25 protein-coding genes are annotated in these 24,602 nt (G+C 49.0%); 10 read left to right on the top strand and 15 right to left on the bottom strand.

Translation table 11 applies throughout. The features are described 5' to 3' along the window. Positions 1 to 250 precede the first annotated feature (250 nt). Positions 251 to 1,402 carry a murein transglycosylase A gene (locus tag H6G45_RS02845; RefSeq protein WP_190596403.1) on the bottom strand — a complete coding sequence of 384 codons (1,152 nt, stop codon included), beginning with the start codon at positions 1,400 to 1,402 and terminating at the stop codon, positions 251 to 253. A 398-nt stretch (positions 1,403 to 1,800) separates the two neighbouring features. Between H6G45_RS02845 and H6G45_RS02840 the strand changes: the two genes are divergently transcribed. From H6G45_RS02840 to H6G45_RS02815, 6 genes are all read left to right on the top strand, one after another. Further along, positions 1,801 to 2,454 (top strand): L-threonylcarbamoyladenylate synthase, encoded by a 654-nt coding sequence (locus tag H6G45_RS02840; protein WP_190596402.1) that lies wholly within the window; start codon positions 1,801 to 1,803, stop codon positions 2,452 to 2,454. A 194-nt stretch (positions 2,455 to 2,648) separates the two neighbouring features. Continuing rightward, positions 2,649 to 3,410: a nucleotidyltransferase family protein gene (locus tag H6G45_RS02835; RefSeq protein WP_190596400.1), complete on the top strand. Its 762-nt coding sequence runs from the start codon at positions 2,649 to 2,651 to the stop codon at positions 3,408 to 3,410. A gap of 112 nt (positions 3,411 to 3,522) precedes the next feature. Beyond that, a complete protein-coding gene (gene ctpA / locus H6G45_RS02830) occupies positions 3,523 to 4,806 on the top strand; it encodes a carboxyl-terminal processing protease CtpA (protein ID WP_190596398.1) in 1,284 nt (427 codons plus the stop codon). A gap of 278 nt (positions 4,807 to 5,084) precedes the next feature. Then, entirely contained in the window at positions 5,085 to 6,497 is a 1,413-nt protein-coding gene (locus H6G45_RS02825; RefSeq protein WP_010873418.1) for a form I ribulose bisphosphate carboxylase large subunit, read from the top strand. Positions 6,498 to 6,658: 161 nt separating this feature from the next. Further along, positions 6,659 to 7,069 (top strand): chaperonin family protein RbcX, encoded by a 411-nt coding sequence (locus tag H6G45_RS02820; protein ID WP_242018016.1) that lies wholly within the window; start codon positions 6,659 to 6,661, stop codon positions 7,067 to 7,069. 32 nt (positions 7,070 to 7,101) lie between these two features. Continuing rightward, a complete protein-coding gene (locus H6G45_RS02815; protein ID WP_190596394.1) occupies positions 7,102 to 7,443 on the top strand; it encodes a ribulose bisphosphate carboxylase small subunit in 342 nt (113 codons plus the stop codon). Between the two features lie 82 nt (positions 7,444 to 7,525). Here H6G45_RS02815 and H6G45_RS02810 read toward each other — a convergent pair whose 3' ends face one another. From H6G45_RS02810 to H6G45_RS02800, 3 genes are read right to left on the bottom strand one after another with little or no spacing between them, the layout of a single operon-like run. Then, positions 7,526 to 8,221 (bottom strand): DevA family ABC transporter ATP-binding protein, encoded by a 696-nt coding sequence (locus H6G45_RS02810; RefSeq protein ID WP_190596393.1) that lies wholly within the window; start codon positions 8,219 to 8,221, stop codon positions 7,526 to 7,528. A gap of 6 nt (positions 8,222 to 8,227) precedes the next feature. Then, complete coding sequence (devC, locus tag H6G45_RS02805) at positions 8,228 to 9,415, bottom strand: ABC transporter permease DevC (RefSeq protein ID WP_190596391.1); 1,188 nt, start codon at positions 9,413 to 9,415, stop codon at positions 8,228 to 8,230. 35 nt (positions 9,416 to 9,450) lie between these two features. Beyond that, positions 9,451 to 10,893 (bottom strand): HlyD family efflux transporter periplasmic adaptor subunit, encoded by a 1,443-nt coding sequence (locus tag H6G45_RS02800; protein WP_190596388.1) that lies wholly within the window; start codon positions 10,891 to 10,893, stop codon positions 9,451 to 9,453. 128 nt (positions 10,894 to 11,021) lie between these two features. Here H6G45_RS02800 and H6G45_RS02795 point away from each other — a divergent pair, with 128 nt between their 5' ends. After that, positions 11,022 to 11,672 (top strand): TetR/AcrR family transcriptional regulator, encoded by a 651-nt coding sequence (locus tag H6G45_RS02795; protein WP_190596386.1) that lies wholly within the window; start codon positions 11,022 to 11,024, stop codon positions 11,670 to 11,672. A gap of 20 nt (positions 11,673 to 11,692) precedes the next feature. On the opposite strand, the gene H6G45_RS02790 is transcribed toward H6G45_RS02795, so the two are convergent. From H6G45_RS02790 to ndhC, 8 genes are all read right to left on the bottom strand, one after another. Next, positions 11,693 to 13,327, bottom strand: a complete 1,635-nt coding sequence (locus H6G45_RS02790) for an MFS transporter (protein ID WP_190596384.1) — start codon at positions 13,325 to 13,327, stop codon at positions 11,693 to 11,695. A gap of 25 nt (positions 13,328 to 13,352) precedes the next feature. Next, positions 13,353 to 13,493, bottom strand: a complete 141-nt coding sequence (locus H6G45_RS02785) for a hypothetical protein (RefSeq protein WP_190596382.1) — start codon at positions 13,491 to 13,493, stop codon at positions 13,353 to 13,355. A gap of 129 nt (positions 13,494 to 13,622) precedes the next feature. Further along, positions 13,623 to 14,420: a YybS family protein gene (locus tag H6G45_RS02780; RefSeq protein ID WP_190596380.1), complete on the bottom strand. Its 798-nt coding sequence runs from the start codon at positions 14,418 to 14,420 to the stop codon at positions 13,623 to 13,625. Between the two features lie 130 nt (positions 14,421 to 14,550). Then, positions 14,551 to 15,249, bottom strand: a complete 699-nt coding sequence (locus H6G45_RS02775) for a Crp/Fnr family transcriptional regulator (protein WP_190596378.1) — start codon at positions 15,247 to 15,249, stop codon at positions 14,551 to 14,553. Beyond that, complete coding sequence (locus H6G45_RS19345; RefSeq protein WP_206754985.1) at positions 15,207 to 15,437, bottom strand: hypothetical protein; 231 nt, start codon at positions 15,435 to 15,437, stop codon at positions 15,207 to 15,209. The genes H6G45_RS02775 and H6G45_RS19345 overlap by 43 nt, the downstream gene beginning before the upstream one ends. A 94-nt stretch (positions 15,438 to 15,531) precedes the next feature. After that, positions 15,532 to 16,071, bottom strand: a complete 540-nt coding sequence (locus H6G45_RS02770) for an NAD(P)H-quinone oxidoreductase subunit J (protein ID WP_190596377.1) — start codon at positions 16,069 to 16,071, stop codon at positions 15,532 to 15,534. Further along, the gene (ndhK, locus tag H6G45_RS02765) at positions 16,064 to 16,810 is read right to left on the bottom strand and encodes a photosynthetic/respiratory NAD(P)H-quinone oxidoreductase subunit K (protein WP_190596375.1); all 747 of its coding nucleotides are present in this window, start codon (positions 16,808 to 16,810) and stop codon (positions 16,064 to 16,066) included. The genes H6G45_RS02770 and ndhK overlap by 8 nt, the downstream gene beginning before the upstream one ends. Before the next feature lie 72 nt (positions 16,811 to 16,882). Beyond that, positions 16,883 to 17,245 (bottom strand): photosynthetic/respiratory NAD(P)H-quinone oxidoreductase subunit C, encoded by a 363-nt coding sequence (gene ndhC, locus H6G45_RS02760; RefSeq protein WP_190596439.1) that lies wholly within the window; start codon positions 17,243 to 17,245, stop codon positions 16,883 to 16,885. A 284-nt stretch (positions 17,246 to 17,529) separates the two neighbouring features. Here ndhC and thrC point away from each other — a divergent pair, with 284 nt between their 5' ends. Then, on the top strand, positions 17,530 to 18,678 hold the full coding sequence (gene thrC / locus H6G45_RS02755) for a threonine synthase (RefSeq protein WP_190596373.1): 1,149 nt from the start codon (positions 17,530 to 17,532) through the stop codon (positions 18,676 to 18,678). Between the two features lie 40 nt (positions 18,679 to 18,718). Here thrC and tilS read toward each other — a convergent pair whose 3' ends face one another. Continuing rightward, entirely contained in the window at positions 18,719 to 19,708 is a 990-nt protein-coding gene (tilS, locus tag H6G45_RS02750; RefSeq protein ID WP_190596371.1) for a tRNA lysidine(34) synthetase TilS, read from the bottom strand. Between the two features lie 34 nt (positions 19,709 to 19,742). On the opposite strand from tilS, the gene H6G45_RS02745 reads away from it, so the two are divergent. Together H6G45_RS02745 and H6G45_RS02740 are read left to right on the top strand one after the other, a co-directional pair. Beyond that, entirely contained in the window at positions 19,743 to 20,495 is a 753-nt protein-coding gene (locus H6G45_RS02745) for an FkbM family methyltransferase (protein WP_190596369.1), read from the top strand. A gap of 19 nt (positions 20,496 to 20,514) precedes the next feature. Further along, positions 20,515 to 21,339: an FkbM family methyltransferase gene (locus tag H6G45_RS02740; RefSeq protein ID WP_190596368.1), complete on the top strand. Its 825-nt coding sequence runs from the start codon at positions 20,515 to 20,517 to the stop codon at positions 21,337 to 21,339. A gap of 3 nt (positions 21,340 to 21,342) precedes the next feature. Here the strand turns inward: H6G45_RS02740 and H6G45_RS02735 are convergent, their stop codons facing one another. Beyond that, entirely contained in the window at positions 21,343 to 23,688 is a 2,346-nt protein-coding gene (locus H6G45_RS02735) for a type IV pilus secretin PilQ (RefSeq protein WP_347338237.1), read from the bottom strand. A 95-nt stretch (positions 23,689 to 23,783) separates the two neighbouring features. After that, positions 23,784 to 24,593: a pilus assembly protein gene (locus H6G45_RS02730; protein WP_190596364.1), complete on the bottom strand. Its 810-nt coding sequence runs from the start codon at positions 24,591 to 24,593 to the stop codon at positions 23,784 to 23,786. Positions 24,594 to 24,602: the final 9 nt, after the last annotated feature.

Raw genomic sequence — 24,602 nt, 5'->3', positions numbered from 1 at the left:
TTTGGGTGTAAAGACTGGCTATGTAAATTTATCGAACCTGTTCCCGCATTAAAAAACAGACGGGGACAACTCCACTGTACAGAATTTTGGTGCCCCATTGAACAAACTTCTGACGTCTTAGATTGGAACACTGAGTCCCTGGCTAGGGTTTCAAGAAGCCATGGCTTTCAACCTCCATGGTTGTGACCGAAGATTGCCAGTTCTGAGGAAATTTTCAGATTTCCCCCCCCTAGGAAGTAGAGCAAGATTGTCAGCGCAGGAGCAGATAATAAATTTGCCCGTCGTCACTCATTAAACCGGCCCGATCGCCTGGGGTTTGGCCGGTGCCCATGAAAATATCTACCCGACCGGGGCCTTTGATGGCACTACCGGTATCCTGGTCCACCACAAAACGACTAACGTTGACCTTTTGACCCCGACAATCGGGAATGGGGGCCGCTAAAACGGCGATCGCCCCTGGAGGCATGAGAGCTTTATCGGTGGCAATGGAACGCTCGGCGGTGACCGGTACACCTATACTGCCTTTGGCGGGGGTGCTGGCCGAGGTTTCCTTAAAGAAGATCAGACGATTATTGCGGGGAATAAAACGGCTTAGTTCACTGGGATTTTGCTCAAAATACTCGATTAATTTTGGCAACGTAACTTCCCCCGGTTGAAAAATGCCTTCCTGGATAGTTTCCTTCCCCAAACTTACGTAGGGATAATCCGTCGCTCCAGCAAAGGCCACCGAACTTTGGCCGCCACCCACCCAGTTGATTTTGGCCGAACCTTGCACCTGGATCAGATAGGCATCTAAACGGTTACGGAACCAGGCAATTTCCCGCCCTTGCAACTGACTGGATTTTCCTAGGCCATCCAACCCTTCTAAATCAGCTCTGGTGGGATGGGGCTTAGACCACCGGGAAAAATTGTTAGGCAAACCGTAGATAGGATAACGGTATTCAGCGGTTCGTTGGCGGCTGGCGGTATAGACCGGCTCAAAATAACCAGTGAAATGGACTGTGCCTATTCCGTCGTTACCGATCGCCTGATAAAACTGGAATTCCCTGGCCACTGCGGTCTGGAGAGCTTCAGGACTGGGGGCTTGTTGCAACAAAGTCTTAAATCTCTGCAGGGAACGGGTTACCCGCTCTCTGGTCACCCCCGGTACAGGGTAATTCTGATAGGCTCGGGCGGCGCTGGCGGTTTTCAGATAGGCCAAACTGTGGTCAATGGCCCGCACCAGGGACTGTTTATCCCCCGCCGAACAATGGTTCCCCCACAACTGTTCATCAAAACCCACCGTTGGCGTTAAATTTGCCCCCGTCACTGGCGTTAATGGTCGCGACTGAGCCCTTAGACCACTGGCATTGCCACCGAAAACCAACAGTAAAGCCAATAGCGGGAAAGATTGCTTAATCATTTGTTGCTTTGTCTAAATTACCTACCGCTGACGAAAGTTAAGTTTACCTGCTCCTCTGGCAATAGGGTCTGGGACGCCACCAGTCTGCAGACTAACCCATGGCCAGTTCTAGTCAAATAGCATCATTGGGAACTTTTATTTATTAACTTTTAAAAAGAAAAATCAGGTGTTCTCGATGGACATGTTGGGGGATTGTTACCAAGATAAACTGCTCCAAAATTAAGAATGATAAGTTTACATGATGTTAGCTAAAACTATTTTAAAAATATCCCTTAGTCTTGCTCCCCGCCTAGATTACGTAAAAATTTAACTGTTTAGAAGCGTTTTTATACCTAGAACTTCAATGGAGTGGGCTAAAAATCTCTGTTAACCTGGAGGCAGTTTCAAGGGAAAACTCAATGGTTACACTAGATAAAACTGAAACAAAAATCATTAAGCTAAACTCCGGAGCAATTCCTGCCATTCAATCCGTCTTGGAGCAGGAAGCAATGGTCTTATTAGGTTTAGCCACTACCTATGTGCTAGTGGTCAATGGTGCCAGTCCCAGGGCCGTGGCTCATTTGCGGGCCTTTAAGCAATTTGATAAAGACCAACCCCTAGGCATTCTCACCCGAGGCGATCGGGCCATGGATGTGGCAAAAATTCCCCCCGCCGCCCAAAAATTGATGGGCCTTTTTCCTTTACCCATAACCCTCATTGTCGAAGCATTGCCCCATTTAGACCCAGGCATTACCCAGGGCTTTCGCAATCTTTTTATCGCCTGTCCCGATGCTTTTGTTTTCGATCTGGTGGGGGCGATGCCTTTCCCATTGGTGTGTGCCACGGCCAAAGTAGGGGGAGAACCGGTGACTAGTTTTGCGGCAGCTAGCCGTTATTTTGAAGGTCGGGTACCTTTAATTGGTGATGGTGGCCGATGTCGCTATGCTCGACGGGGAACATTGATCGACTGTACTTTGCCCTTACCCACCATTATGAATTTTGGTCCTATTTCCTTTGATGACCTGCGCCCCCTAATACCGGAAATCATTTTGCCCTCCCATCTGATGAAATAAATCATTCCTGCTCTGGACCATTGGGGCAAAGCCCTATCAAATCTCCTCTTTGCCCCTAAAGCAGATTTTTTCACCTCGGTGTTGCCAAAATTACTGTCATTTAACTTGGGCTAATAGTTTAGACGGGATCATCAATTGGTAACCTATTGCCTAGGTTTTACCTCCAGTGCTAGTAATTTAACTTTTTTGATCCTATGGCCCTTTCCCCCGCAGACGTTACCGTGGTCATTTTGGCTGGGGGCTTTGGCACCCGCATTAAGCAACAGTTGCCAGATTTACCTAAACCCTTGGCCCCAGTGGCCCACCGTCCTTTTCTAGATTGGCAATTGCGCTACTTACAGCAGCAAGGTTTTCGGCGATCGCTCCTTTCTACAGGTTATTTAGCGGAAAAAGTGACGGCCTATGCCCAAAATGCCGACATTGCCGACATGGCGATCGCCTGTGTGGCGGAAGAAGAACCCTTGGGAACAGCGGGGGGATTTGTCAATGCGGTTAGTCACCATAATTTTAAGGAGCCCACACCGGCTTGGTTGGTGCTCAATGGCGATTCCCTAATTGTGACGGATTATCGAGTTCTGTTGGCCGAATTGGCTGATGACGGGGTTGATGGGGTAATTTTGGGCGTTCATGTGCCCGACGCATCCCGTTTTGGTTCCTTGAAAGTCAATGGGCAAGGGGAATTGGAACAGTTTGCCGAAAAGCAGGGAGGGGCAGGGGTAATTAATAGTGGAGTTTATCTCCTTGGCGATCGCCTTTTAGCCCAGTTTCCCGATCGCCGGCCCCTAAGTTTTGAGTACGACGTGTTTCCCATATTGTTGGCCCAGGGAGCAAAAATCAAAGTCCATGCCGTTGAAGCTCCCTTTTTAGACATTGGCACTCCGACAACCTTGGCCCAGGCGGGGGAATTTATCCAGTCTCTGGAAATATTTAACTCCATAGATGACCAGGGGAAATAACGCCCAACCGTAATTACCCCCTAGGCAAAAAAGGAGCATTCCCGTTGACATTAGCTAAAATGAGAACTCAGCTAAGTTTTGTAAATTTTGGTTTACGGGGGCAGGCATCGGAATGGGTAAACAGACAAGGCGGTTATGGGCTTTAGCTTTCTCTTTGGTCATTGGGGCTGTTATTTATCTGGGCAATACACCGCCGGCCCTGGCCTTCACCGAGGAACAAAAGCTCCTGTTGCAATCTTGGCGCCTGGTGAATCAAGCCTATCTCGATGAAACCTTTAACCATCAAAATTGGTGGTTGTTGCGGGAAAAGTACGTTAAACGCCCCCTCCGGGACCGGGAAGAAACCTACACGGCGATCGAGGAAATGCTCGCCACCCTAGATGAACCCTTTACCCGCCTACTGCGTCCAGAACAGTACGGTAATCTCCAGGTGACCACCACCGGTGAGCTATCTGGGGTAGGTCTGCAGATCAACATCAACCCGGAAACTAACCAATTAGAAATTATGGCCCCCCTGGCCGGTTCCCCAGCGGAGGAGGCCGGCTTGCAACCCCATGACCAAATTCTGGCGATCGACGGCGTGGATACCCAAACCCTGAGCTTAGACGAAGCGGCGGCCAGAATGCGGGGTCCAAAGAACACCAAGGTTTCCCTAGAAATTCTCCCAGCAGGTAACGAAGTCCCCGAAAAACTTACCCTGACTCGGCAATTAATTTCCCTTAGTCCCGTGGTGGCCCGATTAGATGATTCCCGCCCCGGTCAATCGGTAGGTTATATTCGCCTGAGCCAGTTTAGTGCCAATGCCTATAGAGAAGTGGCCCACGCTCTCCACCAACTTCAGGAACAAGGGGCCGACGGTTATGTCTTGGACCTACGTAACAATCCCGGTGGCCTACTCCAGGCCGGTATTGACATTGCTAGGTTGTGGCTGCCGGAAAGCACCATTGTCTATACCGTTAATCGCCAAGGCACCCAGGAAAGCTTCACTGCCAGTGGAGAAGCGATAACCGATCGCCCCTTGGTGGTGTTGGTCAACCAGGGCACCGCCAGTGCCAGCGAAATTTTAGCCGGTGCTTTGCAGGATAATCATCGGGCCACGTTAGTGGGAGAAAAGACCTTTGGTAAAGGTTTGATTCAATCCCTGTTTGAGCTTTCCGACGGGGCCGGCATCGCCATTACTGTCGCCAAATACGAAACCCCCGAACATCACGACATCCATAAACTAGGCATCATGCCCGATGAAGTGGTGGAGCAACCCCTGATCAGCTTTGCCGAAATTACTTCCCCCACTGATTTGCAATACCAAGCCGCCCTAGATTTGCTCACTGGAGGGGTGGCGATCGCCCATAAATCCTCTGCAATCCCCGCCATGGCAACGGCTCACAAGCCCAACTAATCACCATTTAAACAAAACATCAGAAATTCTAATCAGAAAGTCCAAAAATTGTAATTTAAAAAACAGTCAATGGAGAGCATTGCCATAAGTAAAGGCATCCCCTGCGTGATAAGATGACCTTCAGAAAACAGATAGTTGCTGGGTTATCGCAGATTCTTCTTGCAACCAAATAACTGTAAATAATGACTGTCTCTGGGGCGACGGTAGGCTTTATTATGCCTAGCTTTCGCCCGTGGGAGAAAGCTAGGCTATTCAATGTTTATGGAGGACTGACCTAGATGGTACAAGCCAAAGCAGGGTTCAAGGCGGGCGTACAAGATTATCGCCTGACCTACTATACCCCCGACTACACCCCCAAGGATACCGATCTGCTCGCCTGCTTCCGTATGACCCCCCAACCGGGTGTCCCTGCTGAAGAAGCCGCTGCCGCGGTGGCCGCTGAGTCTTCCACCGGTACCTGGACCACCGTTTGGACTGACAACCTAACCGATTTGGACCGCTACAAAGGTCGTTGCTATGACCTGGAAGCCGTTCCCAACGAAGATAACCAATATTTTGCTTTTATTGCCTATCCTCTAGATTTATTTGAAGAAGGTTCAGTCACCAACGTTTTAACCTCTTTGGTCGGTAACGTATTTGGTTTTAAAGCCCTGCGGGCTCTCCGTTTAGAAGATATTCGTTTCCCCGTTGCTTTAATTAAAACCTTCCAAGGCCCCCCCCACGGCATCACCGTTGAGCGGGACAAATTAAACAAATACGGTCGTCCTCTCCTCGGTTGTACCATCAAACCCAAATTGGGTCTGTCCGCCAAAAACTACGGTCGGGCCGTTTACGAATGTCTCCGGGGTGGTTTGGATTTCACCAAAGACGACGAAAACATCAACTCCCAGCCCTTCATGCGTTGGCGTGATCGTTTCCTCTTCGTTCAAGAGGCGATCGAAAAAGCCCAGGCTGAGACCAACGAAATGAAAGGTCACTACCTAAACGTCACCGCAGGCACCTGCGAAGAAATGATGAAACGGGCTGAGTTTGCCAAGGAAATTGGCACCCCCATCATCATGCACGACTTCTTCACTGGTGGTTTCACCGCTAACACCACCCTGGCTCGCTGGTGTCGGGACAACGGCATTCTGCTCCACATTCACCGGGCAATGCACGCCGTAGTTGACCGTCAGAAAAACCACGGGATCCACTTCCGGGTTCTGGCCAAATGTCTGCGTCTATCCGGTGGGGACCACCTCCACTCTGGTACCGTGGTCGGTAAATTGGAAGGGGAACGGGGCATCACCATGGGCTTCGTTGACCTCATGCGGGAAGATTACGTTGAGGAAGATCGTTCCCGGGGTATTTTCTTCACCCAAGACTATGCTTCCATGCCTGGCACCATGCCCGTAGCTTCCGGTGGTATCCACGTTTGGCACATGCCCGCGTTGGTGGAAATCTTTGGTGATGACTCTTGCCTCCAGTTTGGTGGTGGTACCTTGGGTCACCCCTGGGGTAACGCTCCCGGTGCAACTGCCAATCGGGTAGCTCTAGAAGCCTGTGTTCAAGCTCGGAATGAAGGTCGGAACCTAGCCCGGGAAGGTAATGATGTAATCCGTGAAGCTTGTCGCTGGTCCCCAGAATTGGCCGCGGCTTGTGAACTCTGGAAAGAAATCAAGTTCGAGTTCGAGGCTATGGATACCCTCTAAGCAGTGTTCAGTTGTCAGGGAACAGTTATCGGTGAGTTTTGACTTAAGCTCATTCGTTAGTGGCTAACAGTTATAACTGCCAAAATCAGTTAGTAACTTACGGCATAGCGTTTTGACTGATAACTGTTTAACTGATACCTGAAAACTGATGGGGGTTGTTCATGCAAACTAAGCACATAGCACAGGCAACGGTGAAAGTACTGCAAAGTTATCTCACCTACCAAGCCGTCCTCAGGATTCAGAGCGAACTAGGGGAAACTAACCCTCCCCAGGCCATTTGGTTAAACCAGTATTTGGCCAGCCACAATATTCAAAATGGAGAAACGTTTTTAACGGAACTCCTGGATGAAAATAAAGAGCTAGTGCTCAGAATACTGGCGGTTAGGGAAGATATTGCCGAGTCGGTGTTGGACTTCTTGCCTGGCATGGCCCGCGGTAGTTTAACGGAGTCCAACATTGCCCATCGTCGCCATTTGCTTGAACGCCTGACCCGCACCGTGGCCGAGGTGGACACTCTCCCTTCCAAAAGCCTCGACCGAGAATCAGATTCTAATGATTCTCCCCCGTCCTAACGTAGTCATCAGCAAGGAAAACTTTTAAATCGATGAAAACTTTACCCAAAGAGCGCCGCTACGAAACCCTTTCTTACCTTCCCCCTTTAACGGATCAACAAATTGCTAAGCAAGTTGAGTTTCTGTTAGACCAAGGCTTTATTCCTGGTGTGGAATTTGAGGAAGATCCCAAACCCGAAACCCACTTCTGGACCATGTGGAAACTGCCTTTATTTGGTGGCGCCACCGCTAACGAAGTTTTGGCTGAAGTACGGGAATGCCGTTCTGAGAACCCCAATTGCTACATTCGCGTGATCGGTTTTGACAATATCAAACAGTGTCAGACTGTGAGTTTTATTGTCCACAAACCCAACCAAAATCAAGGTCGCTACTAAGTTACGGCTTTGCGAACTGGTTAATTGCTAAACGCTGACCTAAATCCAATATTCTCCCCGCTTCGGCGGGTTTTTTATTGCTTTAAACAACCGCAGGTTGCCGGGAAAGATGGCCATCTTCCAAATAAACAATCCGATCGGCAATATCTAAAATGCGGTTGTCGTGGGTAATTAATAACACCGTACAGCCCTGTTCCTTGGCTAGTTTTTGCATGATATTGACCACATCCCGACCAGATTTTTTGTCCAATGCCGCCGTGGGTTCATCGGCTAAGACCATTTCGGGATGGCTAATGAGGGCCCTGGCGATCGCCACCCGTTGTTTTTGACCGCCGGATAAATCGCCGGGATAGTAATGTAAACGATCTGCCAAACCTACTTGGTCTAACATCTGGGCCGCCCGGTGATGGCGTTCCGTTTTAGGAATTTTGCCGGTAATTTCTAGGCCCATCTGGACATTTTCCAAAGCGGTTAGACTGTGGTGGAGGTTGTGGGCTTGGAAAATGTAGCCGTTATTGCGCCGATTATTAACCAATATTTTTTCGGTAGCGTCACATAATTCCTGCCCTAATACTTGTAAACTGCCTTCATGGGCCGCCCGCAGTCCCCCAATTAGGGTTAATAAAGTGGTTTTACCCGACCCCGATGGCCCAGTCATAATGACAATTTCCCCGGCGTGAATATCTAGGTCAATGTCAAATAACACTTGTTTACGGAGATCGCCACTGCCGAAATAGTGGTTCAGTTGACGAATAACAATAATGGGAGGATTGTTCATGGTATTTTAGGCAAAAATATCAGCGGGATCGGCGGCTTGGAGACGACGGGCGGCTATCACACCGGAGAAGCTACACATCACCAGGGTTAAAACAAAAACAAAAACTGCCCGGCCCACAGGCATAAAAATTGGTAACGCCGTAGCAAAGGCCGTCAGTCGGTAGGCCCCCAAGGCGATCGCCAAACTAGGAACAAAGCCAAGGACAGACAAAATTAACGCTTCTTCAAAAATGACCCCCAATAAATACCGTTGCCGATAGCCCATGGCCCGAAAGGTGGCATATTCCGCTAGGTGACTGTTGACATCAGTGGAAAGCACTTGATAGACAATCACCGTACCAACAATGAAACCCATCACTGTTCCCAAGCCAAACACAAAGCCAATTGGCGATCGCCGTTGGATATAATCAATCTCAAACTGGACATATTCTTCGTTGGTGAAAACCAGCACATCATCGGGAAGATAATGGGATAACATTTCCCGCACCGCTACGGGATCAGCATCGGGTTGGAGATAAATTAAGCCCATGCTGGGGGTGCTAGCTTGACGTTTGGGAAAAAGCCTTAAAAAGGTTTCTGTACTGGTCATTAGGGCCCCATCATCGGCGAAGGATGCCCCCACACTAAATAATCCCGTTACGGTGACGGTGTTTGTGCCAATTTCCGTGGTTACCATTTCCCCCCGTTCTACCTGCTCCACCATTTGGTCGTAGCGGCCTCGGGATTTTTGATCGAATAAAACCGTATTGGGTAAGGTTAATTGATCCAATTGTTGATTCACCACCGGCAAATTTAGTACAAACTGATGGGGGTCTTGACCGATAACTAACATGGGGGTCTTTTCCCTGGTTTGGGGATTACGCCATTGCACGGAACTAACATAAAGCGTATCCACGGATTTCACCCCCGGCACATCAAGGGCTTGGTACAAACGACGACGGGAAAAAGTCTGTAATTCGTTGAAATTATCCGCTTGATTACTAATCATTACCAAATCCGTTTGGAGTGTCCGGGGATATTGGGTGTTAGTACGATACAACGCATCGGCAAAGCCCAGTTGCATAAAGATCAACACATCGGCAAAGGTAATGCCGGCGATCGCCGTCAGTAGTCGGAGGCGGTCATGGTTGAGTTGTAAGAGACCCAGTGGGGTGCGATCCCGCAGGGTATGGAGCAGTTGACGAAAACGAAACATGGGATAAACCAGGGGTATTGTTCAAAAATGCGCCCTTATTGCACCGGGGTTTGGATAGTGACGGTGACTTGCAAGTTAGTTAAATTCTTCACCCGTTTAGAACTTTCGGGATCAAGCTCAATGCGGACCTCAATCACTTTGGCGTCAATATTGGCGGCGGGATCTTCATTCACAATGGTTTGGCGTTGCACCAGCGGATCAATCCGTTGCACCCTGCCTTGTAAGGGTTCATCCAAAATAGGGGAGGTGATTTTTGCCATTTGCCCAAGCTGGATGCGGCTAATATCCCCCTGGTAAACTTCGGCGATCGCCATCATTTGTTGGGTTTGCCCTAGGCTGACAATGCCCTGATCCGCAATTTTTTCTCCGGGATGGGTATAAATTTCGAGAATTTCCCCCACCTCTGGCGCAGTAATCACCGTTTGGGCCAAGTCCGTTTGGGCTTTTTGCACCGTCGCTTTAGCCCGTTGCACTTCTGCTTCGGCCACCTGCACATCCACTGGACGCACGTTGGCTAGACTTTCCCGCTGGGCTTCCGCTTCCTGCACCGAAGCCACCCCTGTTTTTTGCAACCGTTGTAGGTCAGCTTGGGCAGATTTGATTTGTTCGGGAAAGGTCTGATTAATGCGGATTAGTTCTGTTTCCGCACCACTAATTTTTTCGGTGGCCGTGCGACTCACCCGCGTTAAGTTGGCCTGATTTTCCTTAACCTGTTGCTGTAAACTTTCCACCGCCAGAGCTTTACTGTCAAACACCGATGCGGAAATGGCCCCGGCAGTATAAAGCTGTTGATGACGTTGATACTCTATTTGGGCATTGGCCAATTCCGCTTGCAGTCGTTGTAATTTGGCTTGAATTTCCGCCCGTTCTCCCTGCCAATCCGCTTGCAATTGTTTCAAGGTAGCCTGTTGAACTTGGCGATCGCCGTCCCATTGGGCTTGTAAACGTTTAATTTCGGCAGTTTGGGACTTGACTTGCTCCTGCCACTCGGCCTGGCGCTGGGTAATTTGGGCCGATTGAGCCGTAATATCTTCATCTTTTGCCCCCGCTTTGACCTGGGCTAAACGAGCCTCCGCTACTTGCAAATCCCCTTGGGCCTGGGTTAATGCCGCCTGCCATCGATCCCGACCACTCAACAGGGCAATGGTTTGACCCGCTTCCACCCAATCGCCGACCTTGACCAACAATTTTTCCAATCGAGTTTCCTGGCTGGCGGTGGGGGCACTGAGATAAATCATTTCCCCTTGGGGTTCTAAACGACCTAGGGCAGTGACGGTGGGCAAGGGGGAAGGAATAACTTCCATCTCAACGGGTTCCGTCTTCGGTATGAAGGGTAACCATCCTTGCTGAGCGGAGATCGCCCCGAACAATGTCAACCCAATTAGCCCAACACCAATCTGCCAACGGCCAAAAGGAGACTTTTTAGCCAATGGTTTAGCCGGAGAAGATGTTTGAAAGTCCGTTGCAATTGATCCCATTTTGCTCCCCTGGGGTGAAAGCTTTATATTTTTATTTTACTACACCGTTTAGTAAAGTTGACTATACCGTTTAGTAAACTAGAGGAAGGAGAGTCCCCTTGCTATGCTGATGAAGAGATGAAGATCCGATGCAAGCCAAACCTGTGAACGAGTTAGACCCGATTAAACCGCTACGCCCCAGCAATGACAAAGCCGAACAAATTCTGGATGGTGCCTTAAAAATTTTCACAACCCAAGGGTATGCGGCGGCCAGTATGGATCGCATCGCCAGGGCGGCGGGGGTCTCTAAACCTACCCTCTACAGTTATTTTCAGGATAAGGAAGGATTATTCATGGCCTTGGTGCAGAACCTAAGCCAAAGTTGCGATCCCCTGTTTCCCCATCGACCGGCGATCGCCGATGTGGATTTGCCCCCGGAAATGTTTTTGCGTCAATTGGCCGATAAAGCCCTGACCGGGTTTGCCCAGAATCCGGCCTTATTAACCCTGATTCGCTTGATCATTGGCGAATCCGAACGGTTTCCGACCTTAGCCCAAAGCTTTGTGCGGGAAATCCAAAAACCAATGTTAGAAAATTTAGCCATTTACCTCGGTTCCCAACCCCAACTCCATTTCCCGGATCCAATGGTGGCCGCTCGAATTTTTGCGGGGTCTTTAGTGCATTTTTTAATTGTGCAAAAGTTAATGCAAGGGGAAGATATTCTGCCCCTGGAGAGCGATCGCCTGGCGGATGGATTGGTGGCGTTGATGATGGCCGCAGGAAAAAAGCGCGATGTTTAAACGCTTAATTGAGAGGCTAATCAAATATTATTTCCTTGCTGACGTTCTTGCAGTTGACGGCGAATGTCGGTATGCACAGCCCTGGTAATAGGATAAAAAATAGCGAGGATTAATCCCCCTAACAAAAAGAAGGCCGGCAGGGGGGCAACGGCAAAGCGGATGGCCCAGAGGGCACTATCGGGTTGGGTGGGAATGGGTTCTCCGGGAACACGGGCAATAAATCCAGAGGCTTGGAGGGTTAACCCCACCAAAAATAAGCCAAGGGCTAAACCGACCTTTTGCAGTAGCACCATAAAGGCATAGAAGACTCCTTCTCGGCGTTTGCCAGTGTTTAATTCGTCCAAATCCACCACGTCGGGAATCATGGACCAGGGAATGAGATAGGCAACGGATACCCCCACCCCGGCAAAAACCGCTAGGGTGTACAGTAGAGCGACTTGCCCCGGTTGCACTAACCAAAGACCAACTTCTGCCCCCATCCACACCACGGATCCGAGGAAGTAAATAACTTTTTTATCTAGAAACTGGGCTAGGGCCTGCCAGATAAATAGCATTACTAGGGCTGTACCTTGGACGGCGAGGGCAATGGTGCCGGACTGTTGTTCGCTTAAGCCCATCCAACTGACGACGAAATAAACCAGAATTGACGCGGTAAGTTGTACAGCTAACCAGGAACAGAGGTAAATACCGATAACAAATAAAAAAGCCCGGTTGCGGAAGGCAATTTTAAGTTGTTTAAACAGGGGTAAACTTTCGGTGTTCTCAGGACTGGATGGTCCATCTCCCTTTCGTAAATGATCTTCTATGGCACTGTCTCGGAGGGTAAAACCAAATCCTCCCCAGATTAGCCCCAGTAGAATCAGAAAAAAGCTAATGTAGTCAAAACCACTTGCCCCTAGTAAGTTAAAGCTTCTGGCGATCGCCAAGGTAATTAAAGTAATACCAGCGGTCATTAATAAGGGGGCCAAGCGCTGACGCAGAGTCGGAGAAAGAATGGGGTCTTTGCCCTTTTCTTGCAGCCGTAAAGCACTCCAAAGTAAAGCAGAGAGGGAAAGCACGGAAATCATCACCCCCAATTGGGCAAATTGCGCCTGGGGGCGATCAGGTAAACCGGCAGCGATCAGAATGTAAAGAATTAGAGAGAGAATACTGCCGCCAATGGAAAAGAAAAACCGAAAACTATTTAACCTGGTGCGCTCGTTATAGTTCTGGGTCAATTCTGGTGTTAGGGCAGTGTAGGGCAAATTAACCGTGGTGTAACACAGATTAAATGCCATGGCGATCGCCACGTAGTAAATAAATAATCCCCATTGATTAGTTAAGCGATCGTCACTGAAATGGGGAATTAACCATTGGGCAGAATTCAACAGGGCAAAGGGAATCATCCCCGCCAACATCCAAGGCAAACGGCGACCCCAACGAGTGCGGGTACGGTCACTCAACAAGCCAATGATTGGGTCATTGATGGCATCAAAAATTTTACCAATCATCAACACACTACCCGCCAGGGCCGCCGGCACCCCCGCCACATCAGTGAGGAAAAACAGCAGGTAAAACACCAAAATGTTGGCAGTGATCGCCGGGCCAAAATCCCCTGCTCCGTAGGCCAGCTTGGTGGTGAAGTGAAGTTTTTCTGCGGAAAGGGATTGGGTCATTAAGTTTTGCTCTGGTGCAAAGCCCCTAGCCTACGGCGTAGGCCACCCGTAAGGCCCAGATAATCAGGGCGCCAATGCCCCCCAGGATTAAAATTGCCGAAACAGCGACGAGGAAGGGCTTATCGGCCCCATCGAACTTCATGATGCCACGGTTCAGGTCTGACATAAAAACCGACTCTCCAAAAGACTACACTGCAAAGGTTAGGCGGACTTCCACGGTCTTAGTTTACTGTCTTGTCTGGGGTTTAACCTGTTCCCACGGACACTTTTTGTGAACGCTTAAAATTTTTGTGGGCTAATAATCATAATCCAAAATCACCTTTAACCATTGGGGCGGGCGGGGAATGGGATTACCCAGACGATCCAAAATTAAGAGGGCGGTTAAGTGCACTGCCACCATATAAATCAGACTGTTGAGGAAAACCATAGCCACTGCCAAAAGTTGTACCAAGAGCACGTCCGGCTGGGCCAAAATATTGAATTGTAAAAATAGCCAATCAACCAAGTTGGTGATCTGTCCCATTACGTACTGCCAAAGATTTTCCCCCAGTAGAAAGGAAAATAGCCAAAAGCGGAAGAAGAAGCCAAAGGTGCCAATGAGTGCACCGGTAAAAATGGAAAAGCCCCAGGAGGCATTCCTCACCCAGCAGAATCCCAATTGCAAACTCATCAGCCCATAGGGAATGACAAAAACCACACTCCGGGTTGGGCCCATCAAGACCGACAGCAATAATCCCGCCGCAATCATGCCCTTAATAGCCGCTGGCGATCGCCAACGCAGATAAACCAGTGCCAGGGGGATGGGAAACAGAATCCGCAATAGGGGGCCAATGGGAAAATAATAATTAATCAGCCAAATAATGCTGACCATGCTAGCCAGAAAAGCACTTTCCACCATGGCTAGGGTTTGGGGGGATTTCAACACTGGCTGTTGGCGGCTCAAGGGTAATTCCTGGGTGGAAGCTACCGCCTCCGTCTCCCCGTCCTCCGCATCAACCCAGTTATCGTCGTCTGCGGTTTCCGCCACTTCTCCGGAGTCACTCACAACATTGTTAATCTCAGTATCTGGCGATCGGTCAGCAGGAAAAGCCATGGAAAAAGTTTTTCGGATATAACTTTGGGCCCACTCAATACGGGGTTCTACAGCAACAAGCCCAACCCACCTAGTGTGACATAATCTGTTTCGGCAATCAGTAATGCCACCGGAGCTAAATTTCCTCTGCTCAAGAAATTAGATCCTCCAAATCCTTGAGATTGGCCACACTAATAAAATCCGACTCTCGATGGATTAAACCCCGTTTTTCCAGCTTGGTTAAGCAACGGGTCACCGTTTCCCTTGCTAACCCACTAATACTACTCAATTCCCGGTGGGGCAAATTGGGAATAATTACCCCTTTGCCCGTATCCCGCCCCCGACCTTCCGCCAAAAATAGGAGGGTATCCGCCACCCTGGTTAAACTTTCCGCCTCCCTCAGCCGCAAACGACGGTTAAGTTGCCGCAAACGACGGGCAATAATCTGGGCTAAACGAATGCCCGCCATTGATTCAGTTTTGAGAAAATTGTAAAACTCCAGCGCCGGCACGCTGCAGACTTCCGCCGGAGTAAGGGTAATGACATCAGTGGAACGGGGAGCTTCTTCGATCGCCGCCATTTCCCCCACAATCTCTCCTCGACCGACAATGTTGAGGGTTACCTCCCGACCGTCCACATTATGGGTACGGATTTTAACCCAGCCATCCATGACAAAATAGACTGAACCGCCCCAGTCATGTTCGAGGAGAATAACTTGGTTGGCTGGATGGCTGCGAATGGAAACATGGACAATGGTTTCTTGCAATATTTCCAGCCCAAATCCTTCAAAAAAGGGTACTTCTTGCCTTAAACGTTCAGTAAATTCTGAATTTTGGGGACTATTGCCCATAAACATCTTTCCCTGATATTGATGACCTTGAACAGGTCGGCTGCGTCCTTCAATTCTGCCAAACAATGGCTGAAGTCACTGCATTTCTTCATTTCAAAATACATAAGGCCGACAACAGTATCAAGTTGACCAGAGTCAAACACACAAAGAAATGGTTGGCGATCGCCGATGGGACCGGATGGGGACAAACAATGCAAAAATATTCCCCCAAAGTTTTGAGACCATTGTCAACGGTGGGGGAAAGGGGGAGTTAAAAATTGATTTTGCTGTGGCCAGACAGGACTAATAGGCGTCTTGGAGCTCGTAGAAATCAGGGGAAATATAATCCTTGCGCAGGGGCCAGCCTACCCAATCCTCCGGCATTAAAATCCGTTTTAAATTGGGGTGACCTTCATAGACAATGCCGAACATGTCGTAGCATTCCCGCTCTTGCCAGTCCGCCGCTTTCCAAATCCAGTACACCGAAGGCACCATGGGATTTTCCCTCGGTAAAAATACCTTCAGACGCACCTCTTCCGGGTTACGGGTATCCTCGGCCAACTTCACCAGATGGTAAAAACTCACCAAGGACTTACCGGGCCCCTCGTCGTAGGCTCCCTGGCATTGTAAATAGTTAAACCCATAGGCATACAGAGCCGTACAGAGAGGCAGAAGCAAATCCGCTTCCACTTGCACCATCTCTACCCCCAGGTGATCCGCCGTTAAGCTCTGGTGCTCAAAGCCATTGGTGGTCAGCCAGGTGGATACGGGGCCCACAGGGGCGATCGCCGTCTCCTCTTGGGGATCAACAGCTTCATTGGGGGTATTTACTTCCTCAGCCACGGTTTAATTGCTCCTTTTGTTGAGAGGTGGTCAAAGCAGGGGGCACAGGCATGCCCATGGCCTCCTGCAACTCCCGAGGGGGAGCGGAACGGGTACCCTGTTGTAAATACTTGCCATCCAAAATCGGTGCTACCACTTTCATTTGGTGGGAAGTGCTGTAGTAGCGATGGGTTTGTTGGGTAATGGCCCGTTCTTGGATAGATTCGTTGGCCAACTTTTTACGCAGTTTAATAATGGCATCAAAAATGGCTTCTGGGCGGGGAGGGCAACCGGGAATATACACATCCACCGGAATTAACTTATCCACCCCCCTTACTGCTGTGGTGGAATCACTGCTGAACATACCACCGGTAATGGTGCAGGCTCCCATGGCAATGACATATTTCGGTTCTGGCATTTCTTCATAGAGACGCACCAAGGCGGGGGCCATTTTCATGGTGATGGTTCCGGCGGTGATAATCAAGTCCGCTTGCCGGGGGCTAGAACGGGGCACCAAACCAAAGCGGTCAAAATCGAAGCGGGAGCCGATCAGGGCGGCAAATTCAATGAAGCAACAGGCGGTGCCATATAACAGGGGCCAGAGACTAGAAAGTTTAGCCCAATTGTAGAGATCATCCACCGTGGTCAAGATGACATTTTCTGAAAGGTCTTGGGTGACCTGACTACGGCTGGCGGGGTTGAGAATTTTGGCCGTGGCGACCCGTTCCAGGTCAGTGGGGTTAGCAGGGTTGGGACTCATAGGAAATGGGAGAAGACAATAGAAAGGTCAGGCAAGGTAAGGACAATGGATTGGTAGCAACTACTAATACTTCTAGGACCACTCCAGAGCCCCTTTGCGCCAAGCGTAGACCAGGGCAACCACCAAAATGGCAATGAAGATCAATGCTTCTACAAAGGCTAACAGGCCCAACTGATTAAAGGCAACGGCCCAGGGATAAAGAAACACCGTCTCCACATCGAAGACCACAAACACCAGGGCGAACATGTAGTAGCGGATGTTGAACTGAATCCAGGCTCCCCCAATGGGCTCCATACCGGATTCGTAGGTGGTTTGCCGTTCCGGGCCACCACTCCTGGGGCGGAGGAGTTTAGATGCAGTCAGGGCCAACACTGGCACCAGGGAGCAAATAAAGAGAAAGCCAAGAAAATATTCGTAACCGGTTAAAACAAACACAGGGCCAATGGTCTCCTCACGGCTAATGGTGGTCAGGGGGGTGTTCCAGCGGTGTTGCCCCACAAAGGGTTATACCTGGGTCAAGCTTACCGGACTTGTGGGCGATCGCCTGGGGGCATTTTGCCAATTTTCCTGATTATAGGACTCCAACCAGGACAGACCAAGGCCTGAACTATATGTTTAACCTATGTTTATTAATCGTTTGGGCAATAATCCAATTCTGAGGCGATCGACATTTCGGTGCCCGCTGTTTTGTAGAATGGAACCCTGGGCCATGGCCCGCCATGATTTTTTGTCATTCTTTCACTATGCCTCCATCCGCCCCAAATTCGACAGTGTTGCCCAGTGCTACCCCCGTCTGTCCCCAGAGTTCGGCCTGTCGTTGGCGTGGATTGATTGAAACCTATCGTCCCTATTTGCCAGTATCGGACCAAACTCCGGTGGTGACTCTGTTGGAGGGCAATACTCCCCTCATTCCCGCCCCGGCGATCGCCAAGCGTATTGGCAAAGATGTGCGGGTATTTGTCAAGTACGACGGTCTGAACCCCACTGGCAGTTTCAAAGACCGGGGCATGACCATGGCCATTTCCAAGGCCAAGGAAGCAGGGGCCAAAGCGGTAATTTGTGCTAGCACGGGTAACACTTCAGCGGCGGCGGCGGCCTATGCCAGGCGGGCAGGCTTGCGAGCTTTTGTGATCATTCCCGATGGCTATGTTGCCCTAGGAAAACTAGGTCAGGCTTTAATTTACGGGGCGGAAGTAATTGCCATTGACGGCAACTTTGATGATGCGTTGACTACGGTGCGGCAGTTGTCGGAACATTACCCCGTCACCCTGGTGAATTCCGTCAATCCCTACCGCTTGGAGGGTCAAAAAACCGCCGCTTTTGAAATTGTGGATGTACTGGGGCAGGCCCCCGATTGGCTCTGCATCCCCGTGGGCAATGCCGGTAACATCACCGCCTATTGGATGGGTTTTTGTCAATACAAAGAGCTGGGCAAAGGCGATCGCCTCCCCCGCATGATGGGCTTCCAAGCCGCCGGATCGGCCCCGTTCATTCAAGGCCAACCCGTTAGCCACCCCGAAACCCTAGCCACCGCCATTCGCATTGGTAATCCTGCCAACTGGGACAAAGCCTGGGCCGCGTCCAAAGCCAGCAATGGGGAATTTCACCCCGTCACCGATGGGGAAATTTTGGAAGCCTATCGCATCCTAGCCGCCGAGGAAGGGGTTTTCTGTGAGCCCGCCAGTGCCGCTTCCGTAGCTGGTTTGTTGAAACGTAAGGATCAAGTCCCCGCTGGGGCCACGGTGGTTTGTGTGCTGACGGGTAATGGTTTAAAAGATCCAGATTGTGCGGTCAATAACAGTGGCAATGAGGTTAAGGCTGGACTGAAGCCAGATTTAGATGTGGTTGCTAAGGCCATGGGCTTTTGAAAGGGAACTCTTGGGGAATTACCTCCCTTTCTAAGAGGGATTAATCAACAGTTAAATACCTTAAAAAATTCCCGTCCACCCTCACTATTCCCTGCTTTGGTAGAGAGGAAGTTTGGGAACGGTTGGGGGCATTAATTAAATTCACCACCTGTTCGATCTGGGCAAAATTGGCAGTCTTAGATTGGCAGTTTTGTAAAAACTGGCGAATAATGCGTCGTTGCAAAGCTAACGGTTGTTGACTGAGCCGACGGCGATCTAGACTTTTTTGATCCGATTGGATGAGGGTTTGATAAATTTCCTCACTAATTTGCTCCAAATAGGCAACTTCTGCCGTTAACAGTTCCACCGTTTGGGCTAAGTTTTGTTCCACTTGGGGATTAAAGTGTTTCTGGAGGTAGGGAATAAGTTCTCCCCGGATGCGATTACGGCGATAGGTTAATTTTTCATTCAGCACATCTTCCCACACCGATAATTTTTCTTGGCGGCAAAAATCCCCCGTTTCCTGACGGCTAATTTCCAATAGGGGACGAATTAACTTGATCTGAGTTTTTCCTGAGTGGAACTCGGCCAAATCCCTCACCCAGTTCATTGCCTGCAAACCGTCACTACCACTGCCCCGCACTAAGTTGAATAGCAACGTTTCTGCCCGATCACTCTGGGTGTGGCCCGTCACCAGCACTGGAAAATGTTCTTCAATGGCGATCGCCGTGAGGGCCTGGTAACGCCAATGGCGGGCCGCCGCTTCAGTCTGGGGTAAATTTTGGGCATCCCGTTGGAAATAGGGTAATTTATAACCTTGGGCGAGGCGCTGTACGTGATCCGCAATACCCCCATCAGTGGGCCAGCGGTGGTCACAGTGGGCTACGGCCAAATGCCACTGCCATTGTTTGGTTAAATCGTTAAGGAGATGCAGTAAACAGAGGGAGTCTTGTCCCCCCGATACCGCTATGAGGATGCGACTTGCTCTTAATTGGGGAAATCGCTGTTGCAAGCATTGATGGAGCCGACTATGCAGTAATGTCCAAACCATCTATTTTGTCTTTTATTTCAACTTTCCCAGGGTAATGCCAAATAATAACCCCAGAGCCAATAAGCTACTGAGTAGTCCCTTTTTTCGTCGTTGTAGTGATAATTTTTTTAATTTTGTAGGCAATTTACTGACCCCCAGTTGGGACAGTCGCCTGCTGGGAATTACACAGTTAGATATCCAAACCATTATCGACATTGGGGCTAACAAGGGACAATTTGCTGCAAAAATGCGCCGTTACTTCCCCCAAGCCCAAATTTTTGCTTTTGAGCCTCTGCCCCTGCCCTATCAACAACTCCGACAATGGGGCGATCGCCAGCAAAACCGGGTTCGTACTTTCAACTTGGCCCTCGGCGATCGGGTGGATCAACTAGAAATTAATAGTCATTTGCTTTTTACCGCTTCTTCGTCCCTCTTACCAACCACGGAGCTTTGCGAAAGTTTGTATCCCATGGTGCGGGAACAGGAAAAAATTATCGTCCGCCAATCAACCCTCGATGGGGAAATGGCACAATTTGAAAGAAAATTACTACAGGAATTATTGGTAAAAATCGACGTACAGGGTTACGAAGACCGAGTAATTCGGGGCGGAGAAAAAATATTGGGCCAAGCTAAGGCTTGTATTTTAGAAATTTCCCTGGATGGTTTGTATGAGGGGCAATGTCAATTTCGAGATATTTTCCCACTGTTGGACAATCTCGGACTACGGTATGCTGGCAATTTGGATCAAGTGGTCGCTGCGGATGGCCATGTACGCTATCTCAATGCCCTCTTTTTACGTCCTGATTAATAACTTTTAAACCCCACTTATGCGTGTTGAACCCTGTTGCCAAGCCCTATTAGCCCAACTTTTACCGGAAGTTGACCCCCAGCGCCAGGGAGTATGCATTGATGTCGGGGTAGGAACCTTTGCTTTTTATTGCCAAATTTTCGCTGAATTAGGCTTTACCAGTCTGGCGATCGAGCCTTTACCAGTGAAAGCGTTAAAAAAATTAGCGGAACATCCCAAGTTAACTCTTTTATCTGTTTGTTTGTCCGATCAAAATGGAGAACAAACTCTTTATGTTGGTAAATTTGCGGGCATTTTCAATAGCAATTTTAGTTCCCTTTCCCCCCAATGGTTTGGAGCTTCCAGGCAGGCTCGCCAGGTGAAAACCATCACCCTGCAAACTTTAATAAATCAACAACAAATTGAGCAAATAACTTGTCTAAAACTTGACATTGAAGGTTGGGAATGGACAGTTATGCAACAGCTAGAAGATTTAGCCGAAAAACTGCTACCTGCTGTGGTTATGTTTGAGTATGGCGGGGGAGTAAATCGTGGACAAAATCAAAAAGGCTGGGCCCCAGAATTTTTCCAAAATACATTAAACATTATGAAATTATTAAAAAACCTCGGTTACAGCCAGGGAATTTTGTTGGATTTCGCCCCAGACTGCAAAGAAATAGTTTTTGATCTTCATCAACTAGAAGTAACCGAGCTAGAAAAGCTTTTTCCTCCCGAAAGTGTTTACGGCAACGTGATTGTTTTCAAAGATTATCAAGCCAAAGAAAACCAGCTATCCCAGATCTGTCAACCCTTTTATCGAGTTAATTTGCTGGAACGGCTGGTAAATATCTTAGTTTCCCGATAGTAATTAGGGCTGAGCCTGAACAGGGAATCCTTTTTGCCTGAGGAATTCCGCCGTCGCCGCATCGGGGTTATAACGGAAGCCAAATTGAGCCTCCGTACTATCATGAATGATTTTGGGAGTCATAAGAATAATAACTTCCGAACGGTCTGTGGTGTCTGTGGACTGCCTAAACAATGCCCCAATCACCGGTAAATCTCCCAGAATTGGAACTTTACTTGTGGTAGAACGTTGGAGTTCCGAAATAATGCCAGACAGAATGAATGTCTGATCATCCCTCAGCCGAACTACACCGGAAGTAAGTTCCCTTTTGTTTATCAGTGTTATTTCGTTAACGGCACCAGCACCGCTGTCAAACCTTTCTGTGCCAGCAGGAGATGCGACGATTGGATTAACCCGCAACGTAATAAAGCCATTGTCATCAATTCGATCAACGATGACATTTAGGGTCAACCCAACATCTTCCAGAACTGGTGTGATAGTTCTGACTGCTGTATTTCCTTGGGTATCAACTTGAGTATCAACACTAGCAATAACAGACTCAGTTAACTTAACTTGAGCTGCTTCACCTTCTTGAACAATCAAAGTTGGGTCGGTGAGAATTTTGGCATTGCCACTACGTATTTGAGCGTCAATCTGTGCCTGGAATTTCTTCGGATACTGATAGAAAGAAGGCAAACCAAACTCGGGATAAGTAACTGTTAAAATTCCCTCTTCATCAACTTCTGCGATTGGAAAGTCGGTAACCCCGTTAAATAGTGGATTATTAGAAATAGCTCCCGATCCTGATGTAAAGAAATTAAGGGGAATTGTTCCTGTCCCAAGGGGAGTTTCAATATTGGTTATTCTATTAAGGTCAAAGAAAACATCTTCACCGGGACCGTTAAAAAATGGATTGACGATGGCAGGGGGGTTAGTAACTCGCCCTAAACTATTGTTAATGTCAATTTCCTGGACCGGAGCCGTATCACCAAAACGCATTATCCCCCTACCACTGTCTTGCACAAAGAAACTATCTCCTATACCAAAGGAAAAACTGCTGTCATAATCCTGAATATTATTAAGATTGATATCAATAATTTTGACGTTCACTGCAACTTGACGACGGCGAGCATCCATTTGCGTGATCATGGAGCTAGCCAATTCCACATTACGGGGTTCGCCCACCAAAGTTACAGTGTTCAGTCGTGGATCGGTACTAACTACCAACCCTTCCAGGATTAAAACTGAAGAGTCGTTGGCTGGTTTTTGAACAGTTAATGGAACTAGGGTAGGAGGCTGCTTAATTACCCTTGGCGGAGCGTTCTCGGCGAGTTGGACATCTTCTTGGCCCTCGAAGAGAATATTCACTTCAGCCCCTTGGGAAGCCAATGTACTGGCTACAGACTCAGCGCTGGCTTGATTCAACCGGATGGTGCGGGTAATAATATTTCGCGCAGAAGGCAACAGACTAGCCCCCGCAAAAATGGTGTTACCCCGACGACTAGCTTTGAGCCCTGATGCCATCAGAACGTAGTTAAAGACATCCTGAACACTTTCATTTTGAATATCCAGAGTGATAGTGGATTGAGCTTGGGGAGGAGCATCTTGTCCACCCGGAGGAGTACCAGGGGTGGGGGTACCTTCATTGTTCTGATTGTCTGTGAAAATCAGGTTCATACCGGCATAACGAGTCAACACCGCCAAAACTTCCCGGGCTGGGGCTTCTCGTAATACTAAACTCGGTACGTTAACCTGACCCCTTTGCCCAAGATCAATCATGTCGAAGGACGCATTGATATTGGAAATAGCCAAATCCCCCACCGGTGGGGGCACTGCCCTAGAACGGACAGGAGCCACGGGCACAGCGGGGGATAAAATACTGGGATTACCTACTCTCGCTCCTCCCTGGGGAGCACCACCCTGTTGTTGAATAATAATTTCCGGATTGGGAAACATGACTTGTCCACTGCCCGCTGGGGGAGGAGGCATAGGACGGCTGGGGGGCGCCATTTGAGCAACACTGGTCTGGTTCGGTTCTGGAAAGTTTAAGGCTAAGGGATCGGATAGGGCTTCCAACTCCTGCACTAGCAACTCAATATTCGTTAACTTTTGCCCTGGCTTGATAAGAGATTTGGTCTGGGTCAACTCCAATGATGGTGACCAAGAATCAATATCCCCTTTTTGCTTGAGGGACTGCTCCAAATTTCTTTCAAACTTTAGCCAATCTCGACTCGAGTCACTGGCGATCGCCGTTTCTAGATTTGCGCCAAATGTATCCGACTGGGGCAGGGTTTCCGCCTGGGCGGGGGCCATAGTCAGTAAACAGCAGGCTACCATTTCCGTCGTTAACCAAAACCGAAAATTTTTCACAGAATTGCTCCTCACACACCAATTAAAATCAATTATTGAATAATTATTCAAAAACCGTAAGACCGTTAGCGATAATTTATCAGTAAAATTGCCCACTAGGGAGCCGGAGGCGTTTCTCCTTCCGCTGGGGGTTGTCCCTCCTGGCCAGGTGGCGGCGGTGGGGGAGTCAGGGCCGCAATCTCCTCAGGGGTTAATGGCATAAACACCTCCAAAGTTAAATCTGTAGTTAGAGTATCCGACGCATCGGTCTGTACTTGCACGGTGTCCCCATCCCTGACCACATTGACTGGAAATTCTGGGTTGACCAAGCTAGTCCGCAAATTTTTCATTAAAATCAGCGGCTGAAGCCGTTCAATGTCCCTAATTAAGGCCAAGGTTTGGCTAAAGCCACCGGCCATGGAAATGGTATAGGTTTGCCGCTTCAGCCGATTATTGACGTTGGCCCCCAGACTATCATCAGCAATCACCACCGGCTCTCCCTGGGGCAAAAAACTCAATAACTTCATGTCCCTATCGACGAACAAAGTGTTGAAGTTATAGAGGATTGTGTTCAGATCTTCGCTATTGGCATAGAGTTCTAGCACCGTTGCTTTTCTCTGCTGGGCTTCTTGTAACTGTACCTCCGCATTAGCCAAACGACGCATCAAAATTTCCGGGGATTGCTGATCAACCTCGGCCTGCTTTGCCTGTTCATCTTGCTTAAGTTGTTGATACTCCCCCAAAGCTGGCATGAAAAAATTGAGCAACACATAGCCCATGGCCAGCAAGCCAAGAATCCCTAGGCTGATTCCACTTACCTGGGGAGTAAAAGTTATCCCAAATGCCGTCGGATAATTGCCCCCGGCGTCAAATTCTTCATCAATAATTGTCGTTGTTGACGAATACTCTTCACTGTAGCTAGTCATGACACCCCT

The organism is Synechocystis sp. FACHB-383 (assembly GCF_014698605.1).
In the GTDB taxonomy this organism is placed as follows: Bacteria; Cyanobacteriota; Cyanobacteriia; order Cyanobacteriales; family Microcystaceae; genus Synechocystis; species Synechocystis salina.
This window is presented reverse-complemented; position numbering and strand designations above follow the sequence as displayed.

Excerpts from the sequence above, each read along its gene's own strand:
- H6G45_RS02840 (WP_190596402.1), top strand. The coding sequence starts at position 1,801 with ATGGTTACACTAGATAAAACTGAAACAAAAATCATTAAGCTAAACTCC.
- ctpA (WP_190596398.1), top strand. The coding sequence starts at position 3,523 with ATGGGTAAACAGACAAGGCGGTTATGGGCTTTAGCTTTCTCTTTGGTC.
- H6G45_RS02810 (WP_190596393.1), bottom strand. The coding sequence starts at position 8,221 with ATGAACAATCCTCCCATTATTGTTATTCGTCAACTGAACCACTATTTC.
- H6G45_RS02740 (WP_190596368.1), top strand. The coding sequence starts at position 20,515 with ATGCGTGTTGAACCCTGTTGCCAAGCCCTATTAGCCCAACTTTTACCG.
- H6G45_RS02800 (WP_190596388.1), bottom strand. The coding sequence starts at position 10,893 with ATGGGATCAATTGCAACGGACTTTCAAACATCTTCTCCGGCTAAACCA.
- ndhK (WP_190596375.1), bottom strand. The coding sequence starts at position 16,810 with ATGAGTCCCAACCCTGCTAACCCCACTGACCTGGAACGGGTCGCCACG.
- H6G45_RS02775 (WP_190596378.1), bottom strand. The coding sequence starts at position 15,249 with ATGGGCAATAGTCCCCAAAATTCAGAATTTACTGAACGTTTAAGGCAA.
- H6G45_RS02780 (WP_190596380.1), bottom strand. The coding sequence starts at position 14,420 with ATGGCTTTTCCTGCTGACCGATCGCCAGATACTGAGATTAACAATGTT.
- H6G45_RS02790 (WP_190596384.1), bottom strand. The coding sequence starts at position 13,327 with ATGACCCAATCCCTTTCCGCAGAAAAACTTCACTTCACCACCAAGCTG.
- H6G45_RS02730 (WP_190596364.1), bottom strand. The coding sequence starts at position 24,593 with ATGACTAGCTACAGTGAAGAGTATTCGTCAACAACGACAATTATTGAT.
- H6G45_RS02745 (WP_190596369.1), top strand. The coding sequence starts at position 19,743 with ATGCCAAATAATAACCCCAGAGCCAATAAGCTACTGAGTAGTCCCTTT.
- H6G45_RS02795 (WP_190596386.1), top strand. The coding sequence starts at position 11,022 with ATGCAAGCCAAACCTGTGAACGAGTTAGACCCGATTAAACCGCTACGC.
- tilS (WP_190596371.1), bottom strand. The coding sequence starts at position 19,708 with ATGGTTTGGACATTACTGCATAGTCGGCTCCATCAATGCTTGCAACAG.
- H6G45_RS02820 (WP_242018016.1), top strand. The coding sequence starts at position 6,659 with ATGCAAACTAAGCACATAGCACAGGCAACGGTGAAAGTACTGCAAAGT.
- H6G45_RS02835 (WP_190596400.1), top strand. The coding sequence starts at position 2,649 with ATGGCCCTTTCCCCCGCAGACGTTACCGTGGTCATTTTGGCTGGGGGC.
- thrC (WP_190596373.1), top strand. The coding sequence starts at position 17,530 with ATGATTTTTTGTCATTCTTTCACTATGCCTCCATCCGCCCCAAATTCG.
- H6G45_RS02845 (WP_190596403.1), bottom strand. The coding sequence starts at position 1,402 with ATGATTAAGCAATCTTTCCCGCTATTGGCTTTACTGTTGGTTTTCGGT.
- H6G45_RS02785 (WP_190596382.1), bottom strand. The coding sequence starts at position 13,493 with ATGTCAGACCTGAACCGTGGCATCATGAAGTTCGATGGGGCCGATAAG.
- H6G45_RS02815 (WP_190596394.1), top strand. The coding sequence starts at position 7,102 with ATGAAAACTTTACCCAAAGAGCGCCGCTACGAAACCCTTTCTTACCTT.
- devC (WP_190596391.1), bottom strand. The coding sequence starts at position 9,415 with ATGTTTCGTTTTCGTCAACTGCTCCATACCCTGCGGGATCGCACCCCA.
- H6G45_RS02825 (WP_010873418.1), top strand. The coding sequence starts at position 5,085 with ATGGTACAAGCCAAAGCAGGGTTCAAGGCGGGCGTACAAGATTATCGC.